The organism is Streptomyces sp. NPDC050617 (assembly GCF_040654795.1).
In the GTDB taxonomy this organism is placed as follows: Bacteria; Actinomycetota; Actinomycetes; order Streptomycetales; family Streptomycetaceae; genus Streptomyces.
In genome coordinates this window covers 141,303-163,004 of record NZ_JBFAIS010000011.1, presented here as the reverse complement: position 1 = coordinate 163,004, position 21,702 = coordinate 141,303, and the positions used below count along the sequence as shown (strand labels likewise).

20 protein-coding genes are annotated in these 21,702 nt (G+C 73.8%); 14 read left to right on the top strand and 6 right to left on the bottom strand.

The genetic code is table 11. The annotated features are described in order from the left end of the window. Positions 1–161: 161 nt before the first annotated feature. The 12 genes from AB0I49_RS17415 to AB0I49_RS17360 all read left to right on the top strand — a co-directional run bounded on the left by AB0I49_RS17415 (position 162) and on the right by AB0I49_RS17360 (position 12,626). Complete coding sequence (locus tag AB0I49_RS17415; protein ID WP_363227808.1) at positions 162–812, top strand: NAD(P)H-binding protein; 651 nt, start codon at positions 162–164, stop codon at positions 810–812. Between the two features lie 138 nt (positions 813–950). Beyond that, complete coding sequence (locus AB0I49_RS17410) at positions 951–1,781, top strand: SRPBCC domain-containing protein (RefSeq protein WP_363227807.1); 831 nt, start codon at positions 951–953, stop codon at positions 1,779–1,781. Between the two features lie 498 nt (positions 1,782–2,279). Further along, positions 2,280–3,101, top strand: a complete 822-nt coding sequence (locus tag AB0I49_RS17405; protein WP_363227806.1) for an aldose 1-epimerase — start codon at positions 2,280–2,282, stop codon at positions 3,099–3,101. Positions 3,102–3,175: 74 nt separating this feature from the next. Next, positions 3,176–3,715, top strand: coding sequence for an orotate phosphoribosyltransferase (gene pyrE / locus AB0I49_RS17400; protein WP_363227805.1), 540 nt, complete (start codon positions 3,176–3,178; stop codon positions 3,713–3,715). Between the two features lie 209 nt (positions 3,716–3,924). Next, on the top strand, positions 3,925–4,947 hold the full coding sequence (gene fbaA / locus AB0I49_RS17395; protein ID WP_363227804.1) for a class II fructose-bisphosphate aldolase: 1,023 nt from the start codon (positions 3,925–3,927) through the stop codon (positions 4,945–4,947). A 116-nt stretch (positions 4,948–5,063) separates the two neighbouring features. Continuing rightward, positions 5,064–6,665, top strand: a complete 1,602-nt coding sequence (locus AB0I49_RS17390) for an MFS transporter (RefSeq protein ID WP_363227803.1) — start codon at positions 5,064–5,066, stop codon at positions 6,663–6,665. A gap of 164 nt (positions 6,666–6,829) precedes the next feature. Next, the gene (locus AB0I49_RS17385; protein ID WP_363227802.1) at positions 6,830–7,243 is read left to right on the top strand and encodes a DUF3151 domain-containing protein; all 414 of its coding nucleotides are present in this window, start codon (positions 6,830–6,832) and stop codon (positions 7,241–7,243) included. Between the two features lie 200 nt (positions 7,244–7,443). Continuing rightward, a complete protein-coding gene (locus AB0I49_RS17380; RefSeq protein WP_363227801.1) occupies positions 7,444–8,331 on the top strand; it encodes a tryptophan 2,3-dioxygenase family protein in 888 nt (295 codons plus the stop codon). Next, complete coding sequence (locus tag AB0I49_RS17375; protein ID WP_363227800.1) at positions 8,324–9,616, top strand: aminotransferase class V-fold PLP-dependent enzyme; 1,293 nt, start codon at positions 8,324–8,326, stop codon at positions 9,614–9,616. The genes AB0I49_RS17380 and AB0I49_RS17375 overlap by 8 nt, the downstream gene beginning before the upstream one ends. 2 nt (positions 9,617–9,618) lie before the next feature. After that, a complete protein-coding gene (locus tag AB0I49_RS17370) occupies positions 9,619–10,503 on the top strand; it encodes an alpha/beta hydrolase (protein ID WP_363227799.1) in 885 nt (294 codons plus the stop codon). Between the two features lie 75 nt (positions 10,504–10,578). Next, positions 10,579–11,904 carry a histidine kinase gene (locus AB0I49_RS17365; RefSeq protein ID WP_363227798.1) on the top strand — a complete coding sequence of 442 codons (1,326 nt, stop codon included), beginning with the start codon at positions 10,579–10,581 and terminating at the stop codon, positions 11,902–11,904. A gap of 23 nt (positions 11,905–11,927) precedes the next feature. After that, positions 11,928–12,626, top strand: coding sequence for a response regulator transcription factor (locus AB0I49_RS17360; protein ID WP_363227797.1), 699 nt, complete (start codon positions 11,928–11,930; stop codon positions 12,624–12,626). An 83-nt stretch (positions 12,627–12,709) separates the two neighbouring features. Here AB0I49_RS17360 and AB0I49_RS17355 read toward each other — a convergent pair whose 3' ends face one another. The 3 genes from AB0I49_RS17355 to AB0I49_RS17345 all read right to left on the bottom strand — a co-directional run bounded on the left by AB0I49_RS17355 (position 12,710) and on the right by AB0I49_RS17345 (position 15,597). Further along, a complete protein-coding gene (locus AB0I49_RS17355; RefSeq protein ID WP_363227796.1) occupies positions 12,710–13,192 on the bottom strand; it encodes a MarR family transcriptional regulator in 483 nt (160 codons plus the stop codon). Then, positions 13,192–14,718 (bottom strand): MFS transporter, encoded by a 1,527-nt coding sequence (locus AB0I49_RS17350; protein WP_363227795.1) that lies wholly within the window; start codon positions 14,716–14,718, stop codon positions 13,192–13,194. Before AB0I49_RS17350 ends, AB0I49_RS17355 begins: the two co-directional genes overlap by 1 nt. A gap of 180 nt (positions 14,719–14,898) precedes the next feature. Then, complete coding sequence (locus tag AB0I49_RS17345) at positions 14,899–15,597, bottom strand: DUF6082 family protein (protein ID WP_363227794.1); 699 nt, start codon at positions 15,595–15,597, stop codon at positions 14,899–14,901. A 391-nt stretch (positions 15,598–15,988) separates the two neighbouring features. On the opposite strand from AB0I49_RS17345, the gene AB0I49_RS17340 reads away from it, so the two are divergent. Then, positions 15,989–17,203 (top strand): cytochrome P450, encoded by a 1,215-nt coding sequence (locus AB0I49_RS17340; protein WP_363227793.1) that lies wholly within the window; start codon positions 15,989–15,991, stop codon positions 17,201–17,203. Positions 17,204–17,277: 74 nt separating this feature from the next. Here the strand turns inward: AB0I49_RS17340 and AB0I49_RS17335 are convergent, their stop codons facing one another. Further along, entirely contained in the window at positions 17,278–18,915 is a 1,638-nt protein-coding gene (locus AB0I49_RS17335; protein WP_363227792.1) for an ABC transporter permease, read from the bottom strand. Then, on the bottom strand, positions 18,912–19,841 hold the full coding sequence (locus AB0I49_RS17330) for an ABC transporter ATP-binding protein (RefSeq protein WP_363227791.1): 930 nt from the start codon (positions 19,839–19,841) through the stop codon (positions 18,912–18,914). Before AB0I49_RS17330 ends, AB0I49_RS17335 begins: the two co-directional genes overlap by 4 nt. A gap of 299 nt (positions 19,842–20,140) precedes the next feature. Between AB0I49_RS17330 and AB0I49_RS17325 the strand changes: the two genes are divergently transcribed. Then, complete coding sequence (locus AB0I49_RS17325; protein ID WP_363227897.1) at positions 20,141–20,590, top strand: helix-turn-helix domain-containing protein; 450 nt, start codon at positions 20,141–20,143, stop codon at positions 20,588–20,590. 25 nt (positions 20,591–20,615) lie between these two features. Here AB0I49_RS17325 and AB0I49_RS17320 read toward each other — a convergent pair whose 3' ends face one another. Next, positions 20,616–21,674 carry a hypothetical protein gene (locus AB0I49_RS17320; protein ID WP_363227896.1) on the bottom strand — a complete coding sequence of 353 codons (1,059 nt, stop codon included), beginning with the start codon at positions 21,672–21,674 and terminating at the stop codon, positions 20,616–20,618. Between the last annotated feature and the right edge of the window lie 28 nt (positions 21,675–21,702).

Below are 21,702 nucleotides of genomic sequence, written 5' to 3'. Positions count from 1 at the left end.
ACCGCTTACGCGGCACCATCACCGCTTACGCGGCACCATCACCGCTTACGCGGCACCATCACCGCTTACGCGGCACCATCACCGCTTACGCGGCACCATCACCGCTTACGCGGCACCACCACCCCTTACTCGACATCACCATCGCTTAGGAGACATCCCTCATGGCCAAGATCGCTCTCTTCGGAGCCAACGGCACCATCGGCAGCCGCGTCCTGCGCGAGGCGCTGGACCGGGGCCACCAGGTCACCGCCGTCGTCCGGGACCCCGCGAAGATCACCGAGACGCACGAGCGGCTCACCGTCACCACCGGCGACGTCCTCGACCCGGCGTCGGTCGCCGCCGTGGCCGCCGGGCAGGACGTGGTGATCAGCGCGGTCGGCGGCGGCGACGGGCCGGGCCACCTCGCGACCATCGAACCCGCCGCGCGGGCACTGGTCGGCGGTCTGCGGACGCTCGGCGACGCCGCCCCGCGGCTGATCACGGTCGGCGGCGCGGGCTCCCTGCGGACCCCCGACGGCAAGCAGGTCTGGGACGCGGAGGGTCTGCCGGAGTTCCTGCTCCAGATCATGCACGCCCACGGTGACGCGCTGGACTTCTACCGGACCGTCGGCGACGTGCGCTGGACCAACGTCAGCCCCGCCGCGACGATCGAGCCGGGCGAGCGCACCGGTACGTACCGCACCGCGCTCGACGACCTCGTCACCGACGCCGACGGCAGGAGCCGGATCTCCGCCGAGGACTACGCGGTGGCGCTCCTCGACGAGGTCGAGAAGCCGCAGCACATCGGCGAGCGCTTCACGGTCGCTGACTGACGCGCGTGCGTCCGGGCTCGCGCCCCCGCCCCGCCGCTCCGTGCCCCGCCGCCCGGTATACGCCGTCGGCGGGGCGTGGCGGGAAAGTTCCGTCGGGCGAGGCACTCGCCGGAGCCATGGTGGGTAGGCTCGGTGGCTATGGAGCATGAGGTGTTCGTTCCGTTTTCCGCCGACGCCGTCCGGCAGGGCCTCTCGGACCCGGCGCGGGTCGCGCGCTGCCTGCCGGGGTTCCAGGAGGACGCCGAACCGGCGTCGGGCGGCCCGGTCGCCGGGCGGCTGCGCCTGCGGATCGGCGGCTCCACCATCACCTACCGCGGCACGCTGAGCATCGCCGAGCGCTCCGGCTCGTACGAGATCACCGGCGAGGGCACGGAGGCGCGCGGCTCCGGCGAGGTCTCGCTCACGTTGACGCTCACCCCGGCGGCGGCGCCCGGCGGCACGCGGCTGAGCTGCGCGGGAACGGTGCGCAGCGGCGGCCGGCTCGCGGACATCGACCCCAAGACGGCCGGGACGGCGGCCCGGCGGCTGCTGGACCGGTGGGGCGACGCGTTCTCCGCCGACCTGGCCGAGGCCGGTGCCACGCCGCGGAAGCCGAGCGTCTTCGAGACGGAGGTCCCGCCGCCCTCGCTCGACGCCGACGACGTCGGCGATGCCGACGACGTCGGCGACACCGATGACGTCCTGGAGCCGAGCGATCCGCTCGGGAACGACGAGGAGGAGAGCATCATCGCCTCCGTCGCCGTGCCCGCGCCCGGCGAGCCGCCGGCCGAGGCCGCGCACGCGCGCCGCACGATGATCGGCCGCAGCGCGGAGGAGGTCGACCACGCCCCGCCGCGCGGCCGCTACGCCCCCGTCCCCGCCCCCGAGGCCCTGGCCTCCACCGCCACCCTCCGCTGGGCCGCCCCCGCCGCCGCCGTAGTACTGGCCTCCGCGGTAGTAGTAGGCCGCGTACTCCGCCGCCGAAAGTAACTACTCCCGCGCGCCCAGCTATAACGCTCCGGGTCTGCGCCCGGAAGGGGCGCGGGGAACTGCGCGCTCAGCCACGACGCTCCCGCAGCCGATGCACCGGGCCTGCGCGCCCGGCCACGATGCTCCCGCAGGCGACGCTCCGTGGCTGCGCCCGGAAGGGGCGCGGGGAACTGCGCGCCCGGCTACGGCGCTCCCGCAGCCGACGTACCGGGCCTGTGCGCCCGGCTACGACGCCCCGCAGATGACGTACCGGGCCTGCGCCCGGAAGGGGCGCGGGGAACTGCGCGCTCGGCCACGACGCTCCCGCAGACGGCGTACCGGGCCTGCGCGCCCAGCTACGACGCCCCGCAGATGACGCTCCGGGGCTGCGCCCGGAAGGGGCGCGGGGAACTGCGCGCTCAGCCACGACGCACCCGCAGCCGACGCACCGGGCCTGCGCGCCCGGCCACGATGCACCCGCAGGCGATGAGCGGAGCGCTCTGGCCCTAGGGTCGACATGTGAGCACCCATGACACGACCGAAACGGCGCCGCAGGCGCACGGGGTACGACTGGTGGCGGGCAGCGCCGAACTGACGGTTCTGCCTGAGAACGGCTGCCGCATCGGCAGCCTCCGCATCGACGGCACGGAAGTGCTGCGGCAGGGCGCGAAGTACGGCTCGTTCCCGATGGTGCCGTGGTGCGGCCGGACGGAGCTGGGCGAGTTCCGCAACGGCGGCGAACTCCATCGGCTGCCGATCAACTCCCCGCCGCACGCGATCCACGGCACCGGCCGGGACACCGCCTGGCGCACGGCCCGCAAGGACGGCTCCTCCGCCGCCTTCACCTACGACCTCGCCGAGCCCTGGCCCTACCCCGGCCGCGTCACCCAGCTGGTCGAACTGGCGGAGAACGCGGTGACGCTCACCATGAGCGTCGAGGCGGCCAGTGACTCGTTCCCGGCGCAAGCCGGCTGGCACCCCTGGTTCCTGCGGAACCTCGGCGGCGAGGACGCCCGGATCGACTTCGCCCCCGACTGGCAGGAGGAGCGCGGGGACAACCACCTGCCGACCGGCCGACGCATCGACCCGCAGCCGGGCCCCTGGGACGACTGCTTCGGGATGGCCGACGGCGTCGATGTCACGCTCACCTGGCCGGGGCAGCTGGAGCTGAAGGTGACCAGCCGCTCCGAGTGGGTCGTCGTCTACGACGAGCAGCAGGAGGCCATCTGCGTCGAGCCGCAGTCCGGGCCGCCGAACGGCCTGAACACCCTGCCGCGCCTGGTCACCCCCATCGACCCGCTGGAGATCTCCACGACGTGGACCTGGCGGACGCTGTCCTGAGCGTCGGATGTCCGGCGGAGGGAGCGGACGGCCGTACGCGCGAGCGCCCGACGCATGACCGTAAGCTCATCGGTATGAGCGACGTGCGTGACGACCTGCTGCGGCAGATCAAGGACAAGGCCGTGGTCCACGGCAAGGTGACCCTCTCCTCCGGGCTGGAGGCCGACTACTACATCGACCTGCGGCGGATCACCCTGGACGCCGAGGCCGCCCCGCTCGTCGGCCGGCTCATGCTGGACCTGACGGCCGACCTCGACTTCGACGCGGTCGGCGGGCTCACCCTCGGCGCCGACCCGGTGGCCGCCTCGATGCTGCACGCGGCGGCCGCGCGCGGCCGCAAGCTGGACGCCTTCGTGGTGCGCAAGGCGCAGAAGACGCACGGCATGCAGCGCCGCATCGAGGGTCCGGACATCACGGGCCGCCGGGTGCTGGTGGTCGAGGACACCTCCACCACCGGCGGTTCCCCGCTGACGGCCGTCGAGGCGGCCCGCGAGGCGGGCGCGGAGGTCGTCGCCGTTGCGACCATCGTCGACCGCGGCGCCGCGTCGGCCATCGAGGACGCCGGGTTGCGGTATCTCACGGGCTACTCCCTGGCCGATCTCGACCTGGGCTGACCGGCACCAGGCTCTGACCTGGGGCTTCTTGGGCGGGCTGAGCGTTTCACGTGAAACGCTCAGCCCGTTTCGTACGTCCGGAGTGTCCGCCGTGTGGAGCAATCGGCCGAGTCTGGAAAGATGGGCCTCGACGAGGACGTCGCCCCTGGATTTCCAGCACGCCTAGGTCTGGGCCACAAACCCACCCGCACATCACAAGGAGCGGACAGATGCCCATCGCAACCCCCGAGGTCTACAACGAGATGCTCGACCGGGCGAAGGCAGGCAAGTTCGCCTACCCGGCCATCAACGTGACCTCGACGCAGACTCTGCACGCCGCGCTGCGCGGCTTCGCCGAGGCGGAGAGCGACGGCATCATCCAGATCTCCACGGGTGGCGCGGAGTTCCTCGGCGGCCAGTACAACAAGGACATGGTCTCGGGCGCGGTCGCGCTCGCCGAGTTCGCGCACGTCGTCGCCAAGAAGTACCCGGTCAACATCGCCCTGCACACGGACCACTGCCCGAAGGACAAGCTCGACGGCTACGTCCGTCCGCTGCTGGCCGTCTCCCAGGAGCGCGTGTCCGCCGGTCAGAACCCGCTGTTCCAGTCGCACATGTGGGATGGCTCCGCCGAGAACCTCGACGACAACCTCGCCATCGGCCAGGAGCTGCTCGCCGCGGCCGTCAAGGCGAAGATCATCCTTGAGGTCGAGATCACCCCGACCGGCGGCGAGGAGGACGGCGTCTCGCACGAGATCAACGACTCGCTCTACACCACGGTCTCCGACGTCGAGCGGACCGCCGAGGCCCTCGGCCTGGGCGAGAAGGGCCGCTACCTGCTGGCCGCGTCCTTCGGCAACGTGCACGGCGTCTACAAGCCCGGCAACGTCGTGCTCCGCCCCGAGCTGCTCCGCGACCTCCAGGACGGCATCGCCGCGAAGTACGGCAAGGCCGACCCGTTCGACTTCGTCTTCCACGGCGGCTCCGGCTCCACGGAGGACGAGATCCGCACCGCGCTGGAGAACGGCGTCGTGAAGATGAACCTCGACACGGACACGCAGTACGCCTTCACCCGTCCGGTCGCGGACCACATGTTCCGCAACTACGACGGCGTCCTGAAGGTCGACGGCGAGGTCGGCAACAAGAAGACCTACGACCCGCGCACCTGGGGCAAGGCGGCCGAGGCCGGCATGGCCGCGCGCGTCACCGAGGCCTGCTCCCACCTGCGCTCGACCGGCACCAAGCTGAAGTAGCGCGCTCGCGTACGTCCGTACGCGCACCCCGCGGCCCAAGGGCCCGGTCCCCGGCTGATCCCGGGAACCGGGCCCTTTCGCTGGCCGGGGCCGGACGGCACGAGGATGATCCGGATATGAGCGATTCCCCGACGGAGCCCCCGAAGGAGACCGGCCCGCGGCCGGAGGCCGTCGTCACCGGGGCGGGAGAACCCGCCGCCGAAGGGCCCGGCGCGGTGCGGGTCGGCACGCCCGCGGGGCGCTGGGTGCTGCTCACCGCGGTGCTCGGCTCCGGGATGGCGATGCTGGACAGCACCGTCGTCAATGTGGCGCTGCCCCGGATCGGGGCCGATCTCGACGCCGGTCTGGCGGTGCTCCAGTGGACCGTCAACGCCTACATGCTCACGCTCGCCGGGCTGATCCTGCTGGGCGGCGCGCTGGGCGACCGGTTCGGGCGGCGCCGGGTGTTCGTCGTCGGCGTGGTGTGGTTCGCGCTCGCCTCGCTGCTGTGCGGCCTCGCGCCCAACGCCGGGGTGCTGATCGCCGCCCGCGCCCTGCAAGGCATCGGCGGCGCCCTGCTCACCCCCGGCTCGCTCGCCCTCATCCAGGCCACCTTCCACCCGGACGACCGGGCCAGGGGCGTGGGCGCCTGGTCCGGGCTGGGCGGCGTGGCCTCGGCGATCGGGCCGTTCGTGGGCGGCTGGCTGGTCGACGGGCCCGGCTGGCGCTGGGTCTTCCTCATCAACCTGCCGCTGGCCGCCGTCTGCGTGCCGGTCGCGCTCCGGCACGTACCGGAGACGCGGGACGCGCGGGCGCGCGGCCGGTTCGACGTACTGGGCGCGGTCCTGGGGGCCCTCGCGCTCGGCGCGGTCACCTACGCCCTGATCGCCGCGCCCGACAAGGGCGCGTCGCCCTGGGTGATCGGCCCGGCGGTCGCCGGGGTGCTGTTCGGCGCCGCCTTCGGGTACGTCGAGCGGCGGCGGGCCGAGCCGATGCTGCCGCTGACCATCTTCTCCTCGCACCAGTTCACGGCGGTCAACGCGGTGACCGTCTGCGTCTACGCGGCCTTCGGCGGCTTCTTCTTCCTCTCCGTGCTCCAACTCCAGGTCGTCGCCGGCTACTCGGCGCTCGCCGCCGGGACCGCGCTGCTGCCGACGACCGTCCTGATGCTCCTGCTGTCCGCCCGCTCCGGCGAGCTGGGCCAGCGCATCGGCCCGCGCCTCCCGCTCACCGTCGGACCGCTGCTGTGCGCGGCCGGGATGCTGCTGATGACGCGGGTGACGACCGGGGCCGGGTACTGGCGGGACGTGCTGCCCGCGCTGATCGTGCTGGGACTGGGCATGGTCGTGCTCGTCGCCCCGCTCACCGCGACCGTGCTGGCCTCCGTGGACGTCGGCCGGGCCGGGCTGGCCAGCGGCGTCAACAACGCGGCGGCACGGGCGGCGGGGCTCGTGGCGGTGGCGGCCCTGCCGCTGCTGGCGGGCATGGGCCCGGACGCGTACCGGGACGCCGGGCAGTTCGGGGAGACCTTCCGGCGGGCGATGCCGATGTGCGCGGGGGCGCTGGTCGTGGCCGCGCTGATCGGCTGGTTCGCGGTGCGCAAGGAGCCCGGAGGCGGCGCGGAGGCGGCGCGGGCCGGGGAGCCGGCGCCCGCGGAGCCCGCGATATGCCACCCGGAGTGCGCCTACCACTGCGGCGTGACCGCCCCGCCGCTCGACCCCGGCTCCACGGACGACTGACGGCGGGGGCCCTCCCGTGCGGCCCCCGCGCGGCTCCGGCCGGGCCGCCCGTACGGCCCCGGCCGCGTACGCGTCCGACGGCGGGCGCGGGCGCCGGGCGGTCGCTCGTACGGACATCACCCGCAACGGCCCCACGGCCGCCCGCACCAGGCAGACTGGAGCCCATGTCCATTCACGAGAACCTGCTCGGGGGACCGCCCCCGACCCATCTGCCCGACGACCCCGAACCGCGCGAACTGCTCGCCTCCGGCGCGGCCTCCTCCGAGGTCGCCGCGAAGTACCCGTCGTCCTCCCTCGCGTGGGCGCAGCTCGCCGACGAGGCGTTCGAGGGCGGCCGGGTCGTCGAGTCATACGCCTACGCCCGCACCGGCTACCACCGCGGCCTCGACGCGCTGCGCCGCGCCGGCTGGAAGGGCCACGGCCCGGTGCCGTTCGAGCACGAGCCCAACCGCGGCTTCCTGCGCGCGCTGCACGCCCTGGCGCGGGCCGCGCAGTCGATCGGCGAGCAGGAGGAGTACGAGCGCTGCTCGGCGTTCCTGCGCGACTCGTCCCCGACCGCCGCCGACACGCTCGGCTGACGCGGGCCGTGGCGCGACGGCGGTGCGCCGGGCGGCCCGTGGGCGGCCCGGCGCACCGCCGCGGCTACCTCTTGCCGGATGCGGCGGGGCGACGCATGATGCGCTGAGGCCCGGTGACCCGGGCCGAGAGGGGACCGGGGCTCCGAAGCCGGCAGGAAAGGGGCGGACCGCTACCCGGCAGCAGTACCGAAGGGACAGCGATGTCACGCGAAACCGAAGCGTCCCCTTACGTGCCGGAGAACCCTGCCGCGCGTTTCGAGCCCGACCTCAGCATCGGCGCCGAGAGCACCACCCCGTACGAGGACTATGTGCACGCGTCCGTCCTCACCCACCTCCAGCAGCCGCTCTCCGACGACCCCGGCGAAATGGTCTTCCTCGTGACCACGCAGGTCATGGAGTTGTGGTTCACCGTCCTCGTCCACGAGTGGCGCACCGCGGCCCAGTCGCTGCGCGAGGACGACCTGGCCGGCGCGCTGGCCGCGCTGAAGCGCTCCACGTATGAGCTCGAATCGCTCAACGCGTCCTGGAAGCCGCTCGCGCACCTGACCCCCGGCGAGTTCAACTCCTACCGGGCGGCGCTCGGCGAGGGCTCCGGGTTCCAGTCGGCGATGTACCGGCGGCTCGAATTCCTGCTCGGCGAGAAGTCCGCCTCCATGCTCGTACCGCACCGGGGCGCGCCGCGCGAACTCGCGGAACTGGAGAAGGCGATAGCCGAACCGAGCCTGTACGACGAGGTCCTGCGCTATCTCGCGCGGCGCGGCCACGCCGTCCCGGCGGCGGTCCTGGACCGGGAGCCGACCGCCCGGTACGAGCCGGACGCGGCGGTCGAGCGGATCTGGCAGGACATCTACGCGGCGGACTCGGCGGAAGGCGGCGTCACCGGGGGCGGCGAGCTGGTCCGGCTCGGGGAGGCCCTGACCGAGGTCGCCGAACTGGTCTGGCGCTGGCGCAACGACCACCTCCTCGCCACGCGCCGCGCGATGGGCGCCAAGACGGGCACCGCCGGCTCCGCCGGGGTGGCCTGGCTGGAGAAGCGCGCCTCGAAGAACGTCTTCCCCGAGCTGTGGACGGCACGCAGCCATGTCTGACACCGGGACGGAAGCCATGGAACCGCGCGCCGAGGCCGCCAAGCTGGACGAGAGCGACGAACTGCGCGGCAAGCGCGCGGAGTTCTCGGGGTACGGCCTGGACGAGGTCGTCTACCTCGACGGAAACTCCCTCGGCGCGCTGCACCGCGCCGTGCCGGGGCGGCTGGCGGAGGTCGTCGAGCACGAGTGGGGGCGGCTGCGCATCCGCTCCTGGGACGAGAGCGGCTGGTGGACCGCGCCGGAGCGGGTCGGCGACCGCGTCGGCCGGCTGGTGGGCGCGGCCCCTGGCCAGGTCGTGGTCGGCGACTCCACGAGCGTCAACGTCTTCAAGGCAGTCGTCGCCGCGGTGCGCATCGCCCGTGGCGGAGGCCTCTCGGACACGGGCGCGGGTCCGGAGTCCGGGGGCGGCGGCCCCGCCCGCGACGAGATCCTCGTCGACGCCGCGACCTTCCCCACCGACGGCTACATCGCCGAGTCCGCCGCCCGGATGACCGGCTGCGCCGTGCGCCCGCTGCCCGCGGCGGGCATCCCGGCCGCCGTCGGGGCGCGGACCGCCGCCGTGCTCGTCAACCACGTCGACTACCGCACCGGCCGACTGCACGACCTGCCCGGCACGACGGCCGCCGCCCGCGCCGCCGGGGCGCCGGTCGTGTGGGACCTGTGCCACAGCGTCGGGGCGCTGCCGGTGGAACTCGACGCGCACGGCGTGGACCTGGCGGTCGGCTGCACGTACAAGTTCCTGGGCGGCGGGCCCGGTTCGCCCGCCTTCCTGTACGTGCGCCGCGGCCTCCAGCCGCGCTTCGACTCGCCGCTGCCCGGCTGGAACTCGCACGCGGACCCGTTCGCGATGGCGAGCGGCTACGCACCCGCCGAGGGCGCCGTCCGGGGCCGGGTCGGCACGCCCGACATCCTCTCGATGCTCGCCCTGGACGCGGCGCTCGACGTGTGGGACGGCGTCTCCGTCGAGTCCGTACGGGCCAAGAGCCTGGCGCTGACCGACTTCTTCCTGCGCTGCGTGGCCGCGTACGTACCGGCCGGCCGGGCCGAATCGATCACCCCGGCCGCGCACGCGGAGCGCGGCAGCCAGGTCGCGCTGCGCTGCCCGGACGCGGGCGACGTCATGGCGGAGCTGATCCGGCGCGGCGTCGTCGGCGACTACCGCCGCCCCGACGTCCTGCGCTTCGGCTTTGCCCCGCTCTACACGCGCTTCGCCGACGCCGAGCGCGCCGCGCGCGTACTGGCGGAGGTGCTGACGGAGGCGCGGGGCGGCGGGGCGGCGGACTGACGATGACCGCCGAGCCCAGGGCCGTCGCCGAGGAGGCCGCGCTGCTCGCGCTCGCGCCCGTACCGCCCGACCGGACGGTCCGCTACGGCACGCACCCCTCGCAGGTCATCGACGTCTACGACGCCCGCGGAGCGCGCGGCGGCGGGCCGGGCACGGTGGTGACGCTGCTGCACGGCGGCTTCTGGCGGCAGGCGTACGACCGTGCGCACCTCTCGCCGGCGGCCGCCGCGCTCGCGCGGCACGGCCTCACCGTGGCGCTGGCCGAGTACCGGCGGGTGGGCGGGGACGGCGGCTGGCCGGGGACGTTCGACGACGTCGTACGGGCCGTGCGGGCGGCGGCGACGGTGGACCGCGGCGCCGACCGCACGGCCGGGACGCGCCACGTCGTGGCCGGGCACTCCGCCGGCGGCCACCTCGCCCTCTGGGCCGCCTCCCGCCACCGCCTCCCGGCCGGCAGCCGCTGGCGGGAGGCGGCCGGGCCGCGCGTCGACCGGGTCGTCGCGCTCGCGCCCGTAGCGGACCTGGCGTACGCGCGCGAGCTGCGGCTGAGCGACGACGCGGTGGCCGGACTGCTGGCGGGCGCGGGGGATGGGGGCCCCGAGGCCGACCCCGCCCGGCTGCTCCCGCCCCGCGCCCCCGTCGTCGTCCTGCACGGCACGGCCGACCCGGACGTGCCCGTGGACGTTTCCCGCCGCTACGCCGCCGAGGCCGCGGCGGCGGGCGGCGACATCACGCTCCACGAGCTGCCTGGCACCGGCCACTACGCGCCCGTCACACCCGGCACGGACGCCTTCGCCCTGCTCCTGGCCGTTCTCGGAGGCGCTTCCGGGCCGCCCTCCGGAACGCAGGACCGGACGCGGGACCGGACGCGGGGCCGTGGCGTGTAGTACTTGAGGCGGACCCGTACAGATCCCCACCAGCGGGGACGACGACGATCCCCTCCGCTGCTTACCGTGGTTGATGTGAACGACACCTATCAGCGGCCGAACGGCGCGAACAGTGAGATCCGGGTGGCGCGGGGCGTGTTCCATACGATCCGCGAAGACCTGGTCACGGACGCGTTCGCGTTCCGCCCGGTACCGCCGCTCGCCGATGACCACCCACTGCTGCGGTTCGTGCCGCAAAAGGCCGTCGGCTACGCGCGCTGGCTGCCGCACGCCGTGTTCCTGGCAGCGGCCTTCCTGTTGACGTTCATGCCCTTCATGGGCTTCGAACCCGGGCTCTCGGGGCTGCTCGGCATGCTCGCGACCGGAGTGCCGCTCGCCGTCGTGCTCCTCCGGCCGCTCGGCGCGTGGTGGCTGGCGCTCGCCGCGGCCGTCCCCATGGCCCTGTTGTCGGGCTTCCAGTCCTTCTGGCCGTGGACCCCGACCGGCGTCGTCTCCTACGGGGCAGTGATGCTGATCGCCGCCTTCCAGCTCCGGCCGCGGGCGTCCGCCGGGATGTGGGGGATCACCGTCGCGTTCATCGTCGTGCTCGGGATACCGTTCCGCGGCCACGTCTGGACCCGGGACACCCTGGCCCTCCTGATCGTCTTCGGCGCCCTGCTCCTGGTCATGCTGGGGCTGCGCGGCGTACGCGAGTCCAAGCAGCAGGTCGCCGTGCAGGCCGCCGTCACCGAGGTGGAGCGGTCGCGCCGCACCGTGCTGGAGGAGCGGACGACCATCGCCCGCGAGCTGCACGACGTGGTCGCGCACCACATGTCGGTGGTCGCCATCCAGGCGGAGGCCGCGCCGTACCGGGTCGAGGAGACCCCGCCCGAGCTGGCCGCCGCGTTCGCCACGATCCGCGAGAACGCCGTCTCGGCGCTCACGGAGCTGCGCCGCGTGCTCGGCGTCGTACGGTCGGAGAACCCGGAGGCGTTCGGCGAGGTCGACCCCGAGGCCCCGCAGCCGACGCTCGCCGCCCTCGGCTCGCTGATCGACAACGTGCGGGCGGCGGGGCTCACGGTCGAGCACGTCACGACGGGCGTGGTGCGGACCATGCCGCAGGGCGTGGAGCTGTCCGCGTACCGCATCGTGCAGGAGGCCCTGAGCAACACCCTGCGGCACGCGCCGGGCGCCGAGGCGCGCGTCGAGGTGTCGTACGTGATGAGCGGGCTCGGGCTGCGCATCGTCAACGGCCCGGCGAACCGGCTGGCCAAGCCGTCGCCGGGCTCGGGGCACGGGATGCTCGGCATGCGGGAGCGGGTGACCATGCTCAGCGGCGAGATGACGGCCGGGGCGACGAAGGACGGCGGCTTCGAGGTCGTGGCGTTCATCCCCGTCGAGGCCGCGGAGGAATCGGAATGACGGGCGTGGGCGGGGAAAGAGACATGGTCGAGGGACGCGGCGGGAACGGCCGCAGCGCGGACGGGATCATCCGGGTGCTCATCGTCGACGACCAGATGATGGTCCGCGAGGGGTTCTCCGTGCTGCTGAACGCCATGCCGGACATCCAGGTCATCGGCGAGGCGGTGGACGGCCGCGAGGCGGTGCGCCAGGTCGAGGCCCTCAAACCGGACATCGTCCTGATGGACATCCGGATGCCCGAGCTCAACGGCCTGGAGGCCACCCGCGAGATCGTCGCCGCCGACGCGGACGCCAAGGTGCTGGTGCTGACCACCTTCGACCTCGACGAGTACGTCTACCAGGCGCTGCGGGCCGGGGCCAGCGGCTTCCTGCTCAAGGACGCCTCGGCGCGGCAGCTCGCCGACGGCGTGCGGGTGGTGGCGGCCGGGGAGGCGCTGCTCGCGCCGACCGTCACGAAGCGCCTCATCCAGGAGTTCTCCCGCCTCGGCACCCCGCGCACCCCCACCCAGGACCGCGTCGCCGACCTCACCGAGCGCGAGACGGAGGTGCTGGTGCTGGTCGCCCAGGGCCGCTCCAACTCCGAGATCGCCGCGCGCCTCGTCGTCGCCGAGTCGACGGTGAAGACGCACGTCAGCCGCATTCTGGTGAAGCTGGGGCTCCGGGACCGGACGCAGGCGGCGGTCTTCGCGTACGAGGCGGGGCTGGTGACGCCGGGCGGCTGAGGAGCCGCGCGCTGAGGGGCGGCTCCGAGCGGCTCTAAGCGGCTCTGAGCGGCCCTGAGCGGTCCTGAGTGGCTCCGGGCGGCTCACTCCAGGAGCTTCGCCACGATGCGGTCGAGCGCCTCGATGTCCTCGGCGGGCAGCCCGAGCAGGGCGTCCGGCGGCACGGTCATGATCTCGACGGCGCGGTCGGCCGCCGCCTGGCCCTCCTCGGTGAGGCGGACCAGCTTGGACCGGCGGTCGGCGGGGTTGGCAATGCGCTCGGCGAGGCCGCGCCGCACGAGGTCGTCGACGATGACGGTGGTGTAGGGCGGGTCGCTGCCCATCCGCTCGGCCAGTTCGCGCAGCGGGATCGGCCCCGCGCCGAGCCGGCGCAGGGCCCGGACGCGGCTGAAGCTCATGCCGAGGGCGTCGGCGACGGCCTTGCGGCGGTTGTGGCGCTCCATCAGGAGCGTGTTCATCCCCAGCCAGGCGCGGGCCGCCGCCCGCGCGGTGGCACCGTCCCCGTCGCGGGGGCCGTCCTCGCAGGGCCTGCCCGCGTGGGGCCCGCCGGCGTCAAAACGCTCCATCAGGTCTTCACTGTCTCCTCTGTCCCCCTGCTCCCCGCGGCCGCCGCTGTATCCGGAGCCTCCGGAGTCCCCGGAGCCTCCGGAGTCCCCGGAGCCTCCGGAGTTTCCTCGGAAGCGAGCCGCTCCGCCGCGCGCCGGGCCGTCGCCCGCGCCCAGCGGCCGGATGCGAGCGTACCTATGACCGCCACGGCGGCGCCGCAGCCCGCGATGATCCACCACGCCGTACGGCCCGCGCCGGTGAGGGCCGCCGGGTCCGCGTACGCCTGTCCGGCCATGAGGGCGCCGATGACGGCCACGCCGAGGGACTGGCCGACCTGCCGGCTGGTGGAGGCCACCGCCGCCGCGACGCCGGCCTGCGCGCGCGGCATCCCCGAGACGGCGGTGTTGGTGATGGGCGCGTTGACCAGGCCGAAGCCGGTGCCGAAGAGCAGGTACGCGACGACCAGCACGGCCGTCGGCAGGTGGGCGGAGTAGGTGAGGGCCTGGAGCACGGCGCTCGCGCACAGCGCCGTTCCGGCGAGCAGCAGGGGCAGGCGCGGGCCGCGCGAGGCCACCATGCGGCCGGACAGCGGCGCCAGCAGCAGCGCCATGACCGCCATGGGGAGCATGAACAGCCCGGCGTGCAGCGGGTCGAGGCGCCGCACGTTCTGCAGGTACAGGGAGCTGACGAACAGGAAGCCGCCCAGCGCGGCGAACGCGGCGACCGCGTTCACGGTGGCGCCCGCGAACGGTACGGAGCGGAAGAACCGCAGGTCGATGAGGGGGTCGGTACGCCTCGGCTCGTACCAGAGCAGCCCGAGCAGCGCGCCCAGGGCGGCGATCGCGCCGCCGATGACGAGGGGCGAGGTCCAGCCGCGGGCCGGCGATTCGATGATCGCGTAGGTGAGGGCGACGAGCAGGACGACGACGAGCGCCTGGCCGACCGGGTCCGCCCGGCGCGCCCGCGGCGCCCGAGACTCCGGTATGAAGCGGCGGGCCAGGAACAGGGCGGCGATGCCGATCGGCACGTTGATCCAGAAGATGGACCGCCAGCCGGCCGACTCGACCAGCGCTCCGCCCACGATCGGCCCGGCGGCCATGGAGAGGCCCACGACGCCGCCCCACACGCCGATGGCGCGGGCGCGCTGCCGGGGTTCGGTGAAGGTGTTGCTGATGATCGACATGGCGACGGGGTTCAGCATCGACCCGCCGACCGCCTGGAGCATCCGCGCGGCGACGAGCCAGCCGAGGCTGGGGGCGAGGCTGCACAGCAGGGACGCGGCGGAGAAGACGACCAGTCCGGCCTGGAAGACGCGGCGGCGGCCCACGCGGTCGGCGGTCGAGCCGGCGAGCATCAGCAGGCTGGCGAGTACGAGCGTGTAGCCGTCGACCGTCCATTGCAGGCCGGAGACGGAGGTGTGCAGGTCGCGCTGGATGGTGGGGAGGGCGACGTTCAGGATGGTGTTGTCGAGGCTGACGATCAGCATGCTCATGCAGCAGATGGCGAGCACGAGCCATGGCCGCCGCGGGGCAGCGTCTTCCGGCATGACGGACTCCATTAGTTGTGTCGTTACTATAATTATAGTGTCACAACTAAATCTGGAGCTGCCATTGGTGCTACCGCTCCAGGCGCAGCCGGTCGCGCCACTGTGTGGGTGCGGGGTCGATGGGCGGCGCTGAGCGAGAGTGGCCCAGGGATGCAGTAGGCCCGGAGTCGTCAAGCGCGTCTACGGCAGTTGGGGGCCGGATACCCTTAGCGCCTCGTCTACGAGCCTGGCGAATCGATATTCCTGCGTGTCAACAGCGATCGAATGTCGGGCCTGGCGCCCTGCTTCCCAGTAGTCGCGGAAGACTGGGCTCTTGACGAGATCGACCAAGTGGCCGAACACCTCATGCTCTGCCAGTAATTCCAGCCGGTGGGCCAGCATGTAGTGACAGTACAAGAGATTGGCGTAGTTGTACTGCCGGTTCTGTACTGTAGATAGCCCGGGTGCGTACTCTGGCCACACCGCAGCCAGTTCCGGATTCTCGATGCTCATTTTGAGCAGATCCATATGCAGCCGGCGCAGATCCGCTTCCGCGCTGCGGTGCAATTCGCCGGCCGAGCGGCGCATCTCCTCGCGTTGCAGTTCCAATTCGGTCCGCTGGAGCTGCATTTCCTGACGCTGCAACGCCAACTCCTCGCGCTGGAGCGTCGTCTCGTCCCGCTGGAGCCGGAGCGTCTTCGCCATGTAAAAGAGCACCAGCACCGCGCTGGACGACGCCGCGGCCCCGTACGCCTGCCCCGCGTTTCCGCTGCCGGTGGTGCGCAGTCCGGGTACGAGCGTCATGGCGATGCTGAGCGCCGCGCACACCGCGCCTGCCGCCAGCACCGACCCCAGAACCCTCAGCGCGCGTCGCACTCCGCGGGAATCCAGTCGATCCACGAGATACCTCCGTGCCGAATTCCGGCCGTCCGAGGCGGAACTCCGCTGGTCGGCAGGTTCGCCGGGCAGCCGGTCCGCTCGTTCGCCGGTAAAGGTGTCTCCCCGCGATGGGGCGGGTGCGTGGGCCGTCCCTGGATCGCAGTGGCCTTCTGCCCGCTGCGCGCGCCGCGCAACCCCGCGCATTCGCGACGAATTCAGCCCGGTGCGGGGGAGATCGGCAGGAGATCAGCGGGAGATCGGCGGGAGATCGGCAGGAGATCAGCGGGAGATCAGCGGGAGATCGGCGGGAGATCGGCAGGAGATCAGCGGGAGATCGGCGGGAGATCGACGGGAAGATCAATGGGAATTCACCACTCCCGAGGCGCGAGTTCGCCGGTTACGCTTTCGGAGCATGAGCGAAGCCCTCGCGTTCGACCCTTGGTCGCCGCGGTTCGCGGCGGATCCGTATCCCGGCTACGCCGAGCTGCGCGAGCGGGGGCGCGTCCACTGGTTCGCGCCCTCCCGGCAGTGGCTGGTGCCTCGCCATGACGACGTACGCGCCCTGCTGCGCGACCGGCGGCTGGGACGTACGTACCTGCACCGCTTCGGCCACGAGGAGTTCGGCCGCAGCGCGCCGCCCGACTGGCACGAGCCCTTCCACACCCTGAACGACAACGGGCTGCTCGACCTGGAGGCGCCCGATCACACGCGGCTGCGCCGCCTCGTCTCCAAGGCGTTCACGCCGCGCATGGTCGAACAACTCGCCCCGTACGTCCGGCGGACGGCCGACGAGCTGGTCGCGGGGCTGCTCGCGGACGGCGGCGGCGACCTGGTCGCGGCGGTCGCCGAACCGCTCCCGGTCGCCGTGATCGCCGAGATGCTGGGGGTGCCCGCCGCCGACCGCGGGCTGCTGCGGCCCTGGTCGGCCGCGATCTGCGGGATGTACGAGCTCAACCCGGGCGAGGACAGCGCCCGCGCGGCGGTACGGGCCTCGGCCGAGTTCTCGGCGTATCTGCGCGACCTCATCGCCGCCCGGCGCGCCGAGCCCGGCGAGGACCTGATCAGCGCGCTGATCGCCGCGTACGAGGAGGGCGACCGGCTCAGCGAACAGGAGATGGTCTCCACCTGCGCCCTGCTCCTGAACGCCGGGCACGAGGCCACGGTCCACACGACGGGCAACGCCTGGCTGGCGCTCTTCCGCCACCCCGAGCAGCTCGCGGCGCTCCGTGCGGACCACGGCCTGCTGCCGGGCGCGGTGGAGGAGCTGATGCGCTTCGACACGCCGCTGCACCTGTTCGAGCGCTGGGTGCTCGACGACATCGAGGTCGGCGGCGTGCACCTGCCGCGCGGCAGCGAGGTGGCGCTGCTCCTCGGCTCCGCCAACCGCGACCCCGCGCGCTTCGACCGCCCGGACGCCCTCGACCTCACCCGCTCCGACATCCCGCACCTCAGCCTCGGCGCGGGCATCCACTACTGTCTCGGCGCGCCGCTGGCCCGCCTCGAACTCGCCGCGGTCTTCGGCGCGTTGCTGCGCCGCGCGCCCGGCCTGCGGCTCGTATCGGAGCCGGAGCGGAAGCCGGGCTTCGTGATCCGGGGGCTGAAGAAGATGCTGGTCGAGGCGGGGTAGCGGCGGAGTACGAGGTACGAGTGCGGCGCCGGACTCCGCTACAGGCCCGGCGCCGCACGTTCAGGGGGACCGCGTCAGCCGACGTCCCGCCGTCGCAGCCCGTACAGCCCCGCCGCCGTGCACACCGCCGCCAGCGCGGTGAGCCAGAGGAACGGGGCCGCGGAGCCCACCGGCCCCGGCAGCTTGGGCAGATGGCCGAAGGGCGAGAGGTCCATGACCCACTGCGGGGCGTCGACCACCGGGCCGAGCCAGCCGACGGCGAGGGCCGCGCCGACCACGCCCCACGCGGCGGCGGCCAGCCGCGGGAGCGCGCCCGCGAGGAGCACCGTGACCCCCGTCAGGGCCCAGACCGCCGGGGTCTGGGCGAGGGCGGCGGCCAGTACGCGCGGGAGCTGACCGCCGAGGTCGTGGGCCGAGGCCCCGTACGAGACGCCCATGGCGAGGCCGCCCGCCGCGAGGATGGCGACCGTGCCCGCGAAGGCGATGACCAGGTGGCCGGCCGCCCACCGCAGCCGGCCGACGGCGCAGGCCAGCAGCGGCTCGGCGCGCCCGCCGGACTCCTCGCCGGTCAGCCGGAGCACGGAGCCGGTCGCGTAGACGGCGGCGGCCAGGCCGAGCATGCCGGTGATGGTGGCGAGGAACGCGTCCGAGATGCCCGCTCTCCCATGGCTGCCGCCCAGCCGCTCGAAGATGTCCAGCGTCCGCTGGTTGTCGCCGACGATGTCCGCCGCGCCGTGCGCGACCGCCCCGAAGACGGCCCCGGCGAAGAGGAGCCCGGCCGCCCAGCCGAGGAGCGAGCCGCGCTGGAGCCGCCAGGCCAGGCCGTACGGGCCCCGGAGCGCGCTCCCCGCGGCGGCGGGGCCGGGCCGGGTGGCGAGCAGCCCGGCGCCGAGGTCGCGGCGGGCGGTCAGCGCGTACGCGCCGAGGACGGCCACGGCGGTCAGGGCGAGCGGCAGGAGCAGCACCCACCAGCGGTCGCCGGCGTACGGGCGGACCTGCTCGGTCCAGCCGAGGGGCGAGAGCCACACCAGCGGCGACCGCCCCTGCGCGGCGGACGCGTCGCCCGCCGCCCGCACCGTGAAGGCCGCGCCGATCACCGCCGCCGTGATCCCCTTCGCGAGCCGGGCGCTCTCCGTGAGCTGCGCGGCGACGGCGGCGACGCCCGCGAAGACCATGCCGGTGGCGCCGACGGCGAGGCCGAGGGCGAGCGCGCCGGACGCGCCCTGGCCGGTGGCAGGGAGGCCGACGGCGATCAGGGCGGCGACGAGCGCGTTGGCGGTGAAGGCGGTGGCCAGGGCGGCGGTCAGCGGCGCGCGGCGGCCGACCCCGGCCGAGGACAGCAGCTCCTGGCGGCCGGTCTCCTCCTCCTCTCGGGTGTGGCGCACCACGATGAGCAGGCTCATGACGCCGATCAGGGCCGCGCCGAAGCTCATCATCCGCCAGGCGGTGAGCGCGCCGAGGGAGTCGCCGAGCACCGGCCCGTACAGCGCGCGCAAGGAGGTGTTCGCGGACATGGAGTGGGCGAAGTCGGCGCGTTCCGCCGCGGTGCCGTACAGCTTCTTGAAGGACAGCCCCGTGGAGATGAAGGCGACGGACAGCGCGTAGACCCAGACGGGCAGCATGATCTTGTCGCTGCGCAGCGCGAGGCGGGTGAGCGGCCCGGCGCCGGAGAGGTGCGAGCCCTTGGGCCCGGCGGCGGCGAGGGTGTTCATCGGGCCGCCGCCCCGGTCCGCGGCGCGACCGGGGAGCCGGCGTCGTCGGCCTGGTAGTGGCGCAGGAACAGCTCTTCGAGGGTGGGCGGGGTGCTGGTCAGCGACCGCACGCCGGACTCGGTGAGCTGCCGCAGCACCGGATCGAGCTTGTCGGTGTCGACCTGGAGCCGGACCCGCGTGCCCTGTACGGACAGGTCGTGGACGCCCGGCAGCCCGGACAGCCCGCGCGGCGGCGCGGCCAGCTCCGCGCTCACGCTCGTACGGGTCAGATGGCGCAGGTCGGCGAGGGAGCCGCTCTCGACGGTGCGGCCGGCGCGGATGATGCTCACGCGGTCGCAGAGCGCCTCCACCTCGCTCAGCACATGGCTGGAGAGGAGCACGGTCCGGCCGTGCCCGCGGGCCTCGGCGACGCACTCCTGGAAGACCTCCTCCATGAGCGGGTCGAGGCCGGAGGTGGGCTCGTCCAGGATCAGCAGATCGACGTCGGAGGCGAAGGCGGCGACGAGGGCGACCTTCTGGCGGTTGCCCTTGGAGTAGGCGCGGCCCTTCTTGGTGGGGTCGAGCTCGAAGCGCTCCAGCAGCTCCGCGCGGCGCGCCGCGTCGAGCCCGCCGCGCAGCCGCCCGTACAGGTCGATGACCTCGCCGCCGGAGAGGTTGCGCCACAGGGTGACGTCGCCGGGTACGTAGGCGAGGCGCCGGTGCAGCTCGACCGCGTCGTGCCAGGGGTCACGGCCGAGCAGCTGGGCGGCGCCCCGGTCGGCGCGGAGCAGGCCGAGGAGGACCCGGATGGTGGTGGATTTCCCGGCTCCGTTGGGGCCGAGGAAGCCGTGTACCTCGCCGTTTTCGACGGAGAGGTCGAGGCCGTCGAGCGCGTGCGTCCGGCCGAATGACTTGTGGAGGCCGGACACGGTGATTGCCGTCGTCATGTTTCTGAAAGTAAGGTAGTTTCACAAATTTGTGAAGTTAAGGAAGCGTATAAACTTGGGGGAACGGCCTGGCCAGGGGAGATGATGCGGACGTGAGCGAACAGCGCGACGTGGGACGGGATCAGCAAGCGGACTCGGGCCGGCGAGGGGGCTCGGGCCAGGAGGCGGACGCGGGGCGGGAAAAGGGCTCGGGTCAGGGAACGGACTCCGGGCAGGAGACGGACCCGGGGCAGGGAACGGGCTCCGGGCAGGGAACGGGCTCCGGCCGGCAGCGGGACCCGGAGGCCGTCTCCCGGTTCGTGGAACGGTTCGCCGGCGAACTGACCGAGGCCGGCATGCAGCGCATGGCCGCCCGCGTCTTCGTCGCCCTCCTCGCCTCCGACACGGCCGCGCTCACCTCCGCCGAACTCGCCGAGCAGCTGAAGATCAGCCCCGCCGCCGTCTCCGGTGCGGTCCGCTACCTCGCCAACGCCGGCATGATCAGCCGCGAGCGCGAACCGGGCTCCCGCCGCGACCGCTACCGCCTGCACGAAGAGCTCTGGTACGAGACCTTCGCCAGCCGCGACCAGCACATCATCCGCTGGGGCAAGCTGCTCGGCGAAGGGGCGCAGTCGCTGGGACCGGACACGCCGGCGGGGGAGCGGGTGACGGAGACGGTGGAGTTCTTCCAGTTCATGCACGACGAGCTGCTGGGCATGCTGGAGCGCTGGCGCGCGCTCCGGGACGCAAAGTTCGGGTCTGGGGCGTAGCCGGGCCCCGGCGCTCGGCCTGCGCTTACGGGCGTACGGACGCGCTCCCGCCCCCGCCCCCGCTCTCGCCCGGCGGGTCCTGCTGTCGGGGCAGCGTCAGCTGAAAGGCGTTCGGGAGGACGGTCCAGGTGCGGGTGCGCACGGGCCCGCCGACCACGGCGTCGGCGCGGTAGCGGAAGTCCGGCCCGGAGACCGTGACGGCGCGGGCGCGGGCCCGTATCCCGTCGTCGGCGAGCTTGCGGTGCACCACGACGTCGGCCAGCCCGTCCGCCGCCGAGGCGGACACCGTCACCCGCTCCACCGGCCGGTCCAGATCCGCCAGCAGCACGCCGTCGGCCTCGACCCGCAGCCGCTGCGCGAGGGGCGGGGCGGGGCGGCGACGGGCGGCGGCGGGGGTGGCGAGCAGGGTCAGGGCCGTACGGGCGGTGCGGGCGGCCGGCGTCCACCAGGGCTGATGCCGGGTGGACTGATGCCGGGCGGCGCGCCGGCTGTCGGGGACGGGAGCGGCCCCGGGCCCGTCGGCGTCCGCCGCCGGCCGGCCGTCCCCCGACCCGTCCGCGCGGGAGTCGCCGGAGGGGGCGGCCTCCGGCACGTACGGCAGGTGGGCCGGGTGGCCGTCGTCGGCGGGGGAGGCGTCCTCCGCCTCGTACGGGCCGAAGGCGCCGCCCCAGCCGCCGCCGGAGGGGATGCGCAGCCCGCCGAGGACGACGCCCCCGCTGTCGTCGACGAGGAGGTCGAGCCGCCGCTCCGAGCCGTCGAGCACCGCGCGGGCCGCCGCGACCGCGCCCGTGGGCACGCCGAGCGCGCGGACCAGCGAGACCGAGGCGGCGGGGCCGACGGGGACCACGGCCAGGGCGGCCCCCGGCAGCTCGCGGAGCCGGTGCAGCAGGCCCACGACGCGCAGCAGGGCGAGATCGTCGCCGATCACGACGGTGCGGCGATGGCCCCGGCGGGACAGCGCCCGCTCGACCTCCTCCGGCCCCTCGGGCAGGCAGATCTTGGCCGTGGCGCCCGCGCACAGCACGTCCTTCGCGATCCGTACGGATTCGCCGTCCACGCGGCGGGCGACGGGGTCGATGACCACGAGCAACGGGTGCGCGCCACTCGTGTGG

Coding starts and splice junctions, on each gene's coding strand:
- AB0I49_RS17415 (WP_363227808.1), top strand. CDS start 162: ATGGCCAAGATCGCTCTCTTCGGAGCCAACGGCACCATCGGCAGCCGC.
- AB0I49_RS17410 (WP_363227807.1), top strand. CDS start 951: ATGGAGCATGAGGTGTTCGTTCCGTTTTCCGCCGACGCCGTCCGGCAG.
- pyrE (WP_363227805.1), top strand. CDS start 3,176: ATGAGCGACGTGCGTGACGACCTGCTGCGGCAGATCAAGGACAAGGCC.
- fbaA (WP_363227804.1), top strand. CDS start 3,925: ATGCCCATCGCAACCCCCGAGGTCTACAACGAGATGCTCGACCGGGCG.
- AB0I49_RS17390 (WP_363227803.1), top strand. CDS start 5,064: ATGAGCGATTCCCCGACGGAGCCCCCGAAGGAGACCGGCCCGCGGCCG.
- AB0I49_RS17385 (WP_363227802.1), top strand. CDS start 6,830: ATGTCCATTCACGAGAACCTGCTCGGGGGACCGCCCCCGACCCATCTG.
- AB0I49_RS17380 (WP_363227801.1), top strand. CDS start 7,444: ATGTCACGCGAAACCGAAGCGTCCCCTTACGTGCCGGAGAACCCTGCC.
- AB0I49_RS17375 (WP_363227800.1), top strand. CDS start 8,324: ATGTCTGACACCGGGACGGAAGCCATGGAACCGCGCGCCGAGGCCGCC.
- AB0I49_RS17370 (WP_363227799.1), top strand. CDS start 9,619: ATGACCGCCGAGCCCAGGGCCGTCGCCGAGGAGGCCGCGCTGCTCGCG.
- AB0I49_RS17360 (WP_363227797.1), top strand. CDS start 11,928: ATGGTCGAGGGACGCGGCGGGAACGGCCGCAGCGCGGACGGGATCATC.
- AB0I49_RS17355 (WP_363227796.1), bottom strand. CDS start 13,192: ATGGAGCGTTTTGACGCCGGCGGGCCCCACGCGGGCAGGCCCTGCGAG.
- AB0I49_RS17350 (WP_363227795.1), bottom strand. CDS start 14,718: ATGCCGGAAGACGCTGCCCCGCGGCGGCCATGGCTCGTGCTCGCCATC.
- AB0I49_RS17340 (WP_363227793.1), top strand. CDS start 15,989: ATGAGCGAAGCCCTCGCGTTCGACCCTTGGTCGCCGCGGTTCGCGGCG.
- AB0I49_RS17335 (WP_363227792.1), bottom strand. CDS start 18,915: ATGAACACCCTCGCCGCCGCCGGGCCCAAGGGCTCGCACCTCTCCGGC.
- AB0I49_RS17330 (WP_363227791.1), bottom strand. CDS start 19,841: ATGACGACGGCAATCACCGTGTCCGGCCTCCACAAGTCATTCGGCCGG.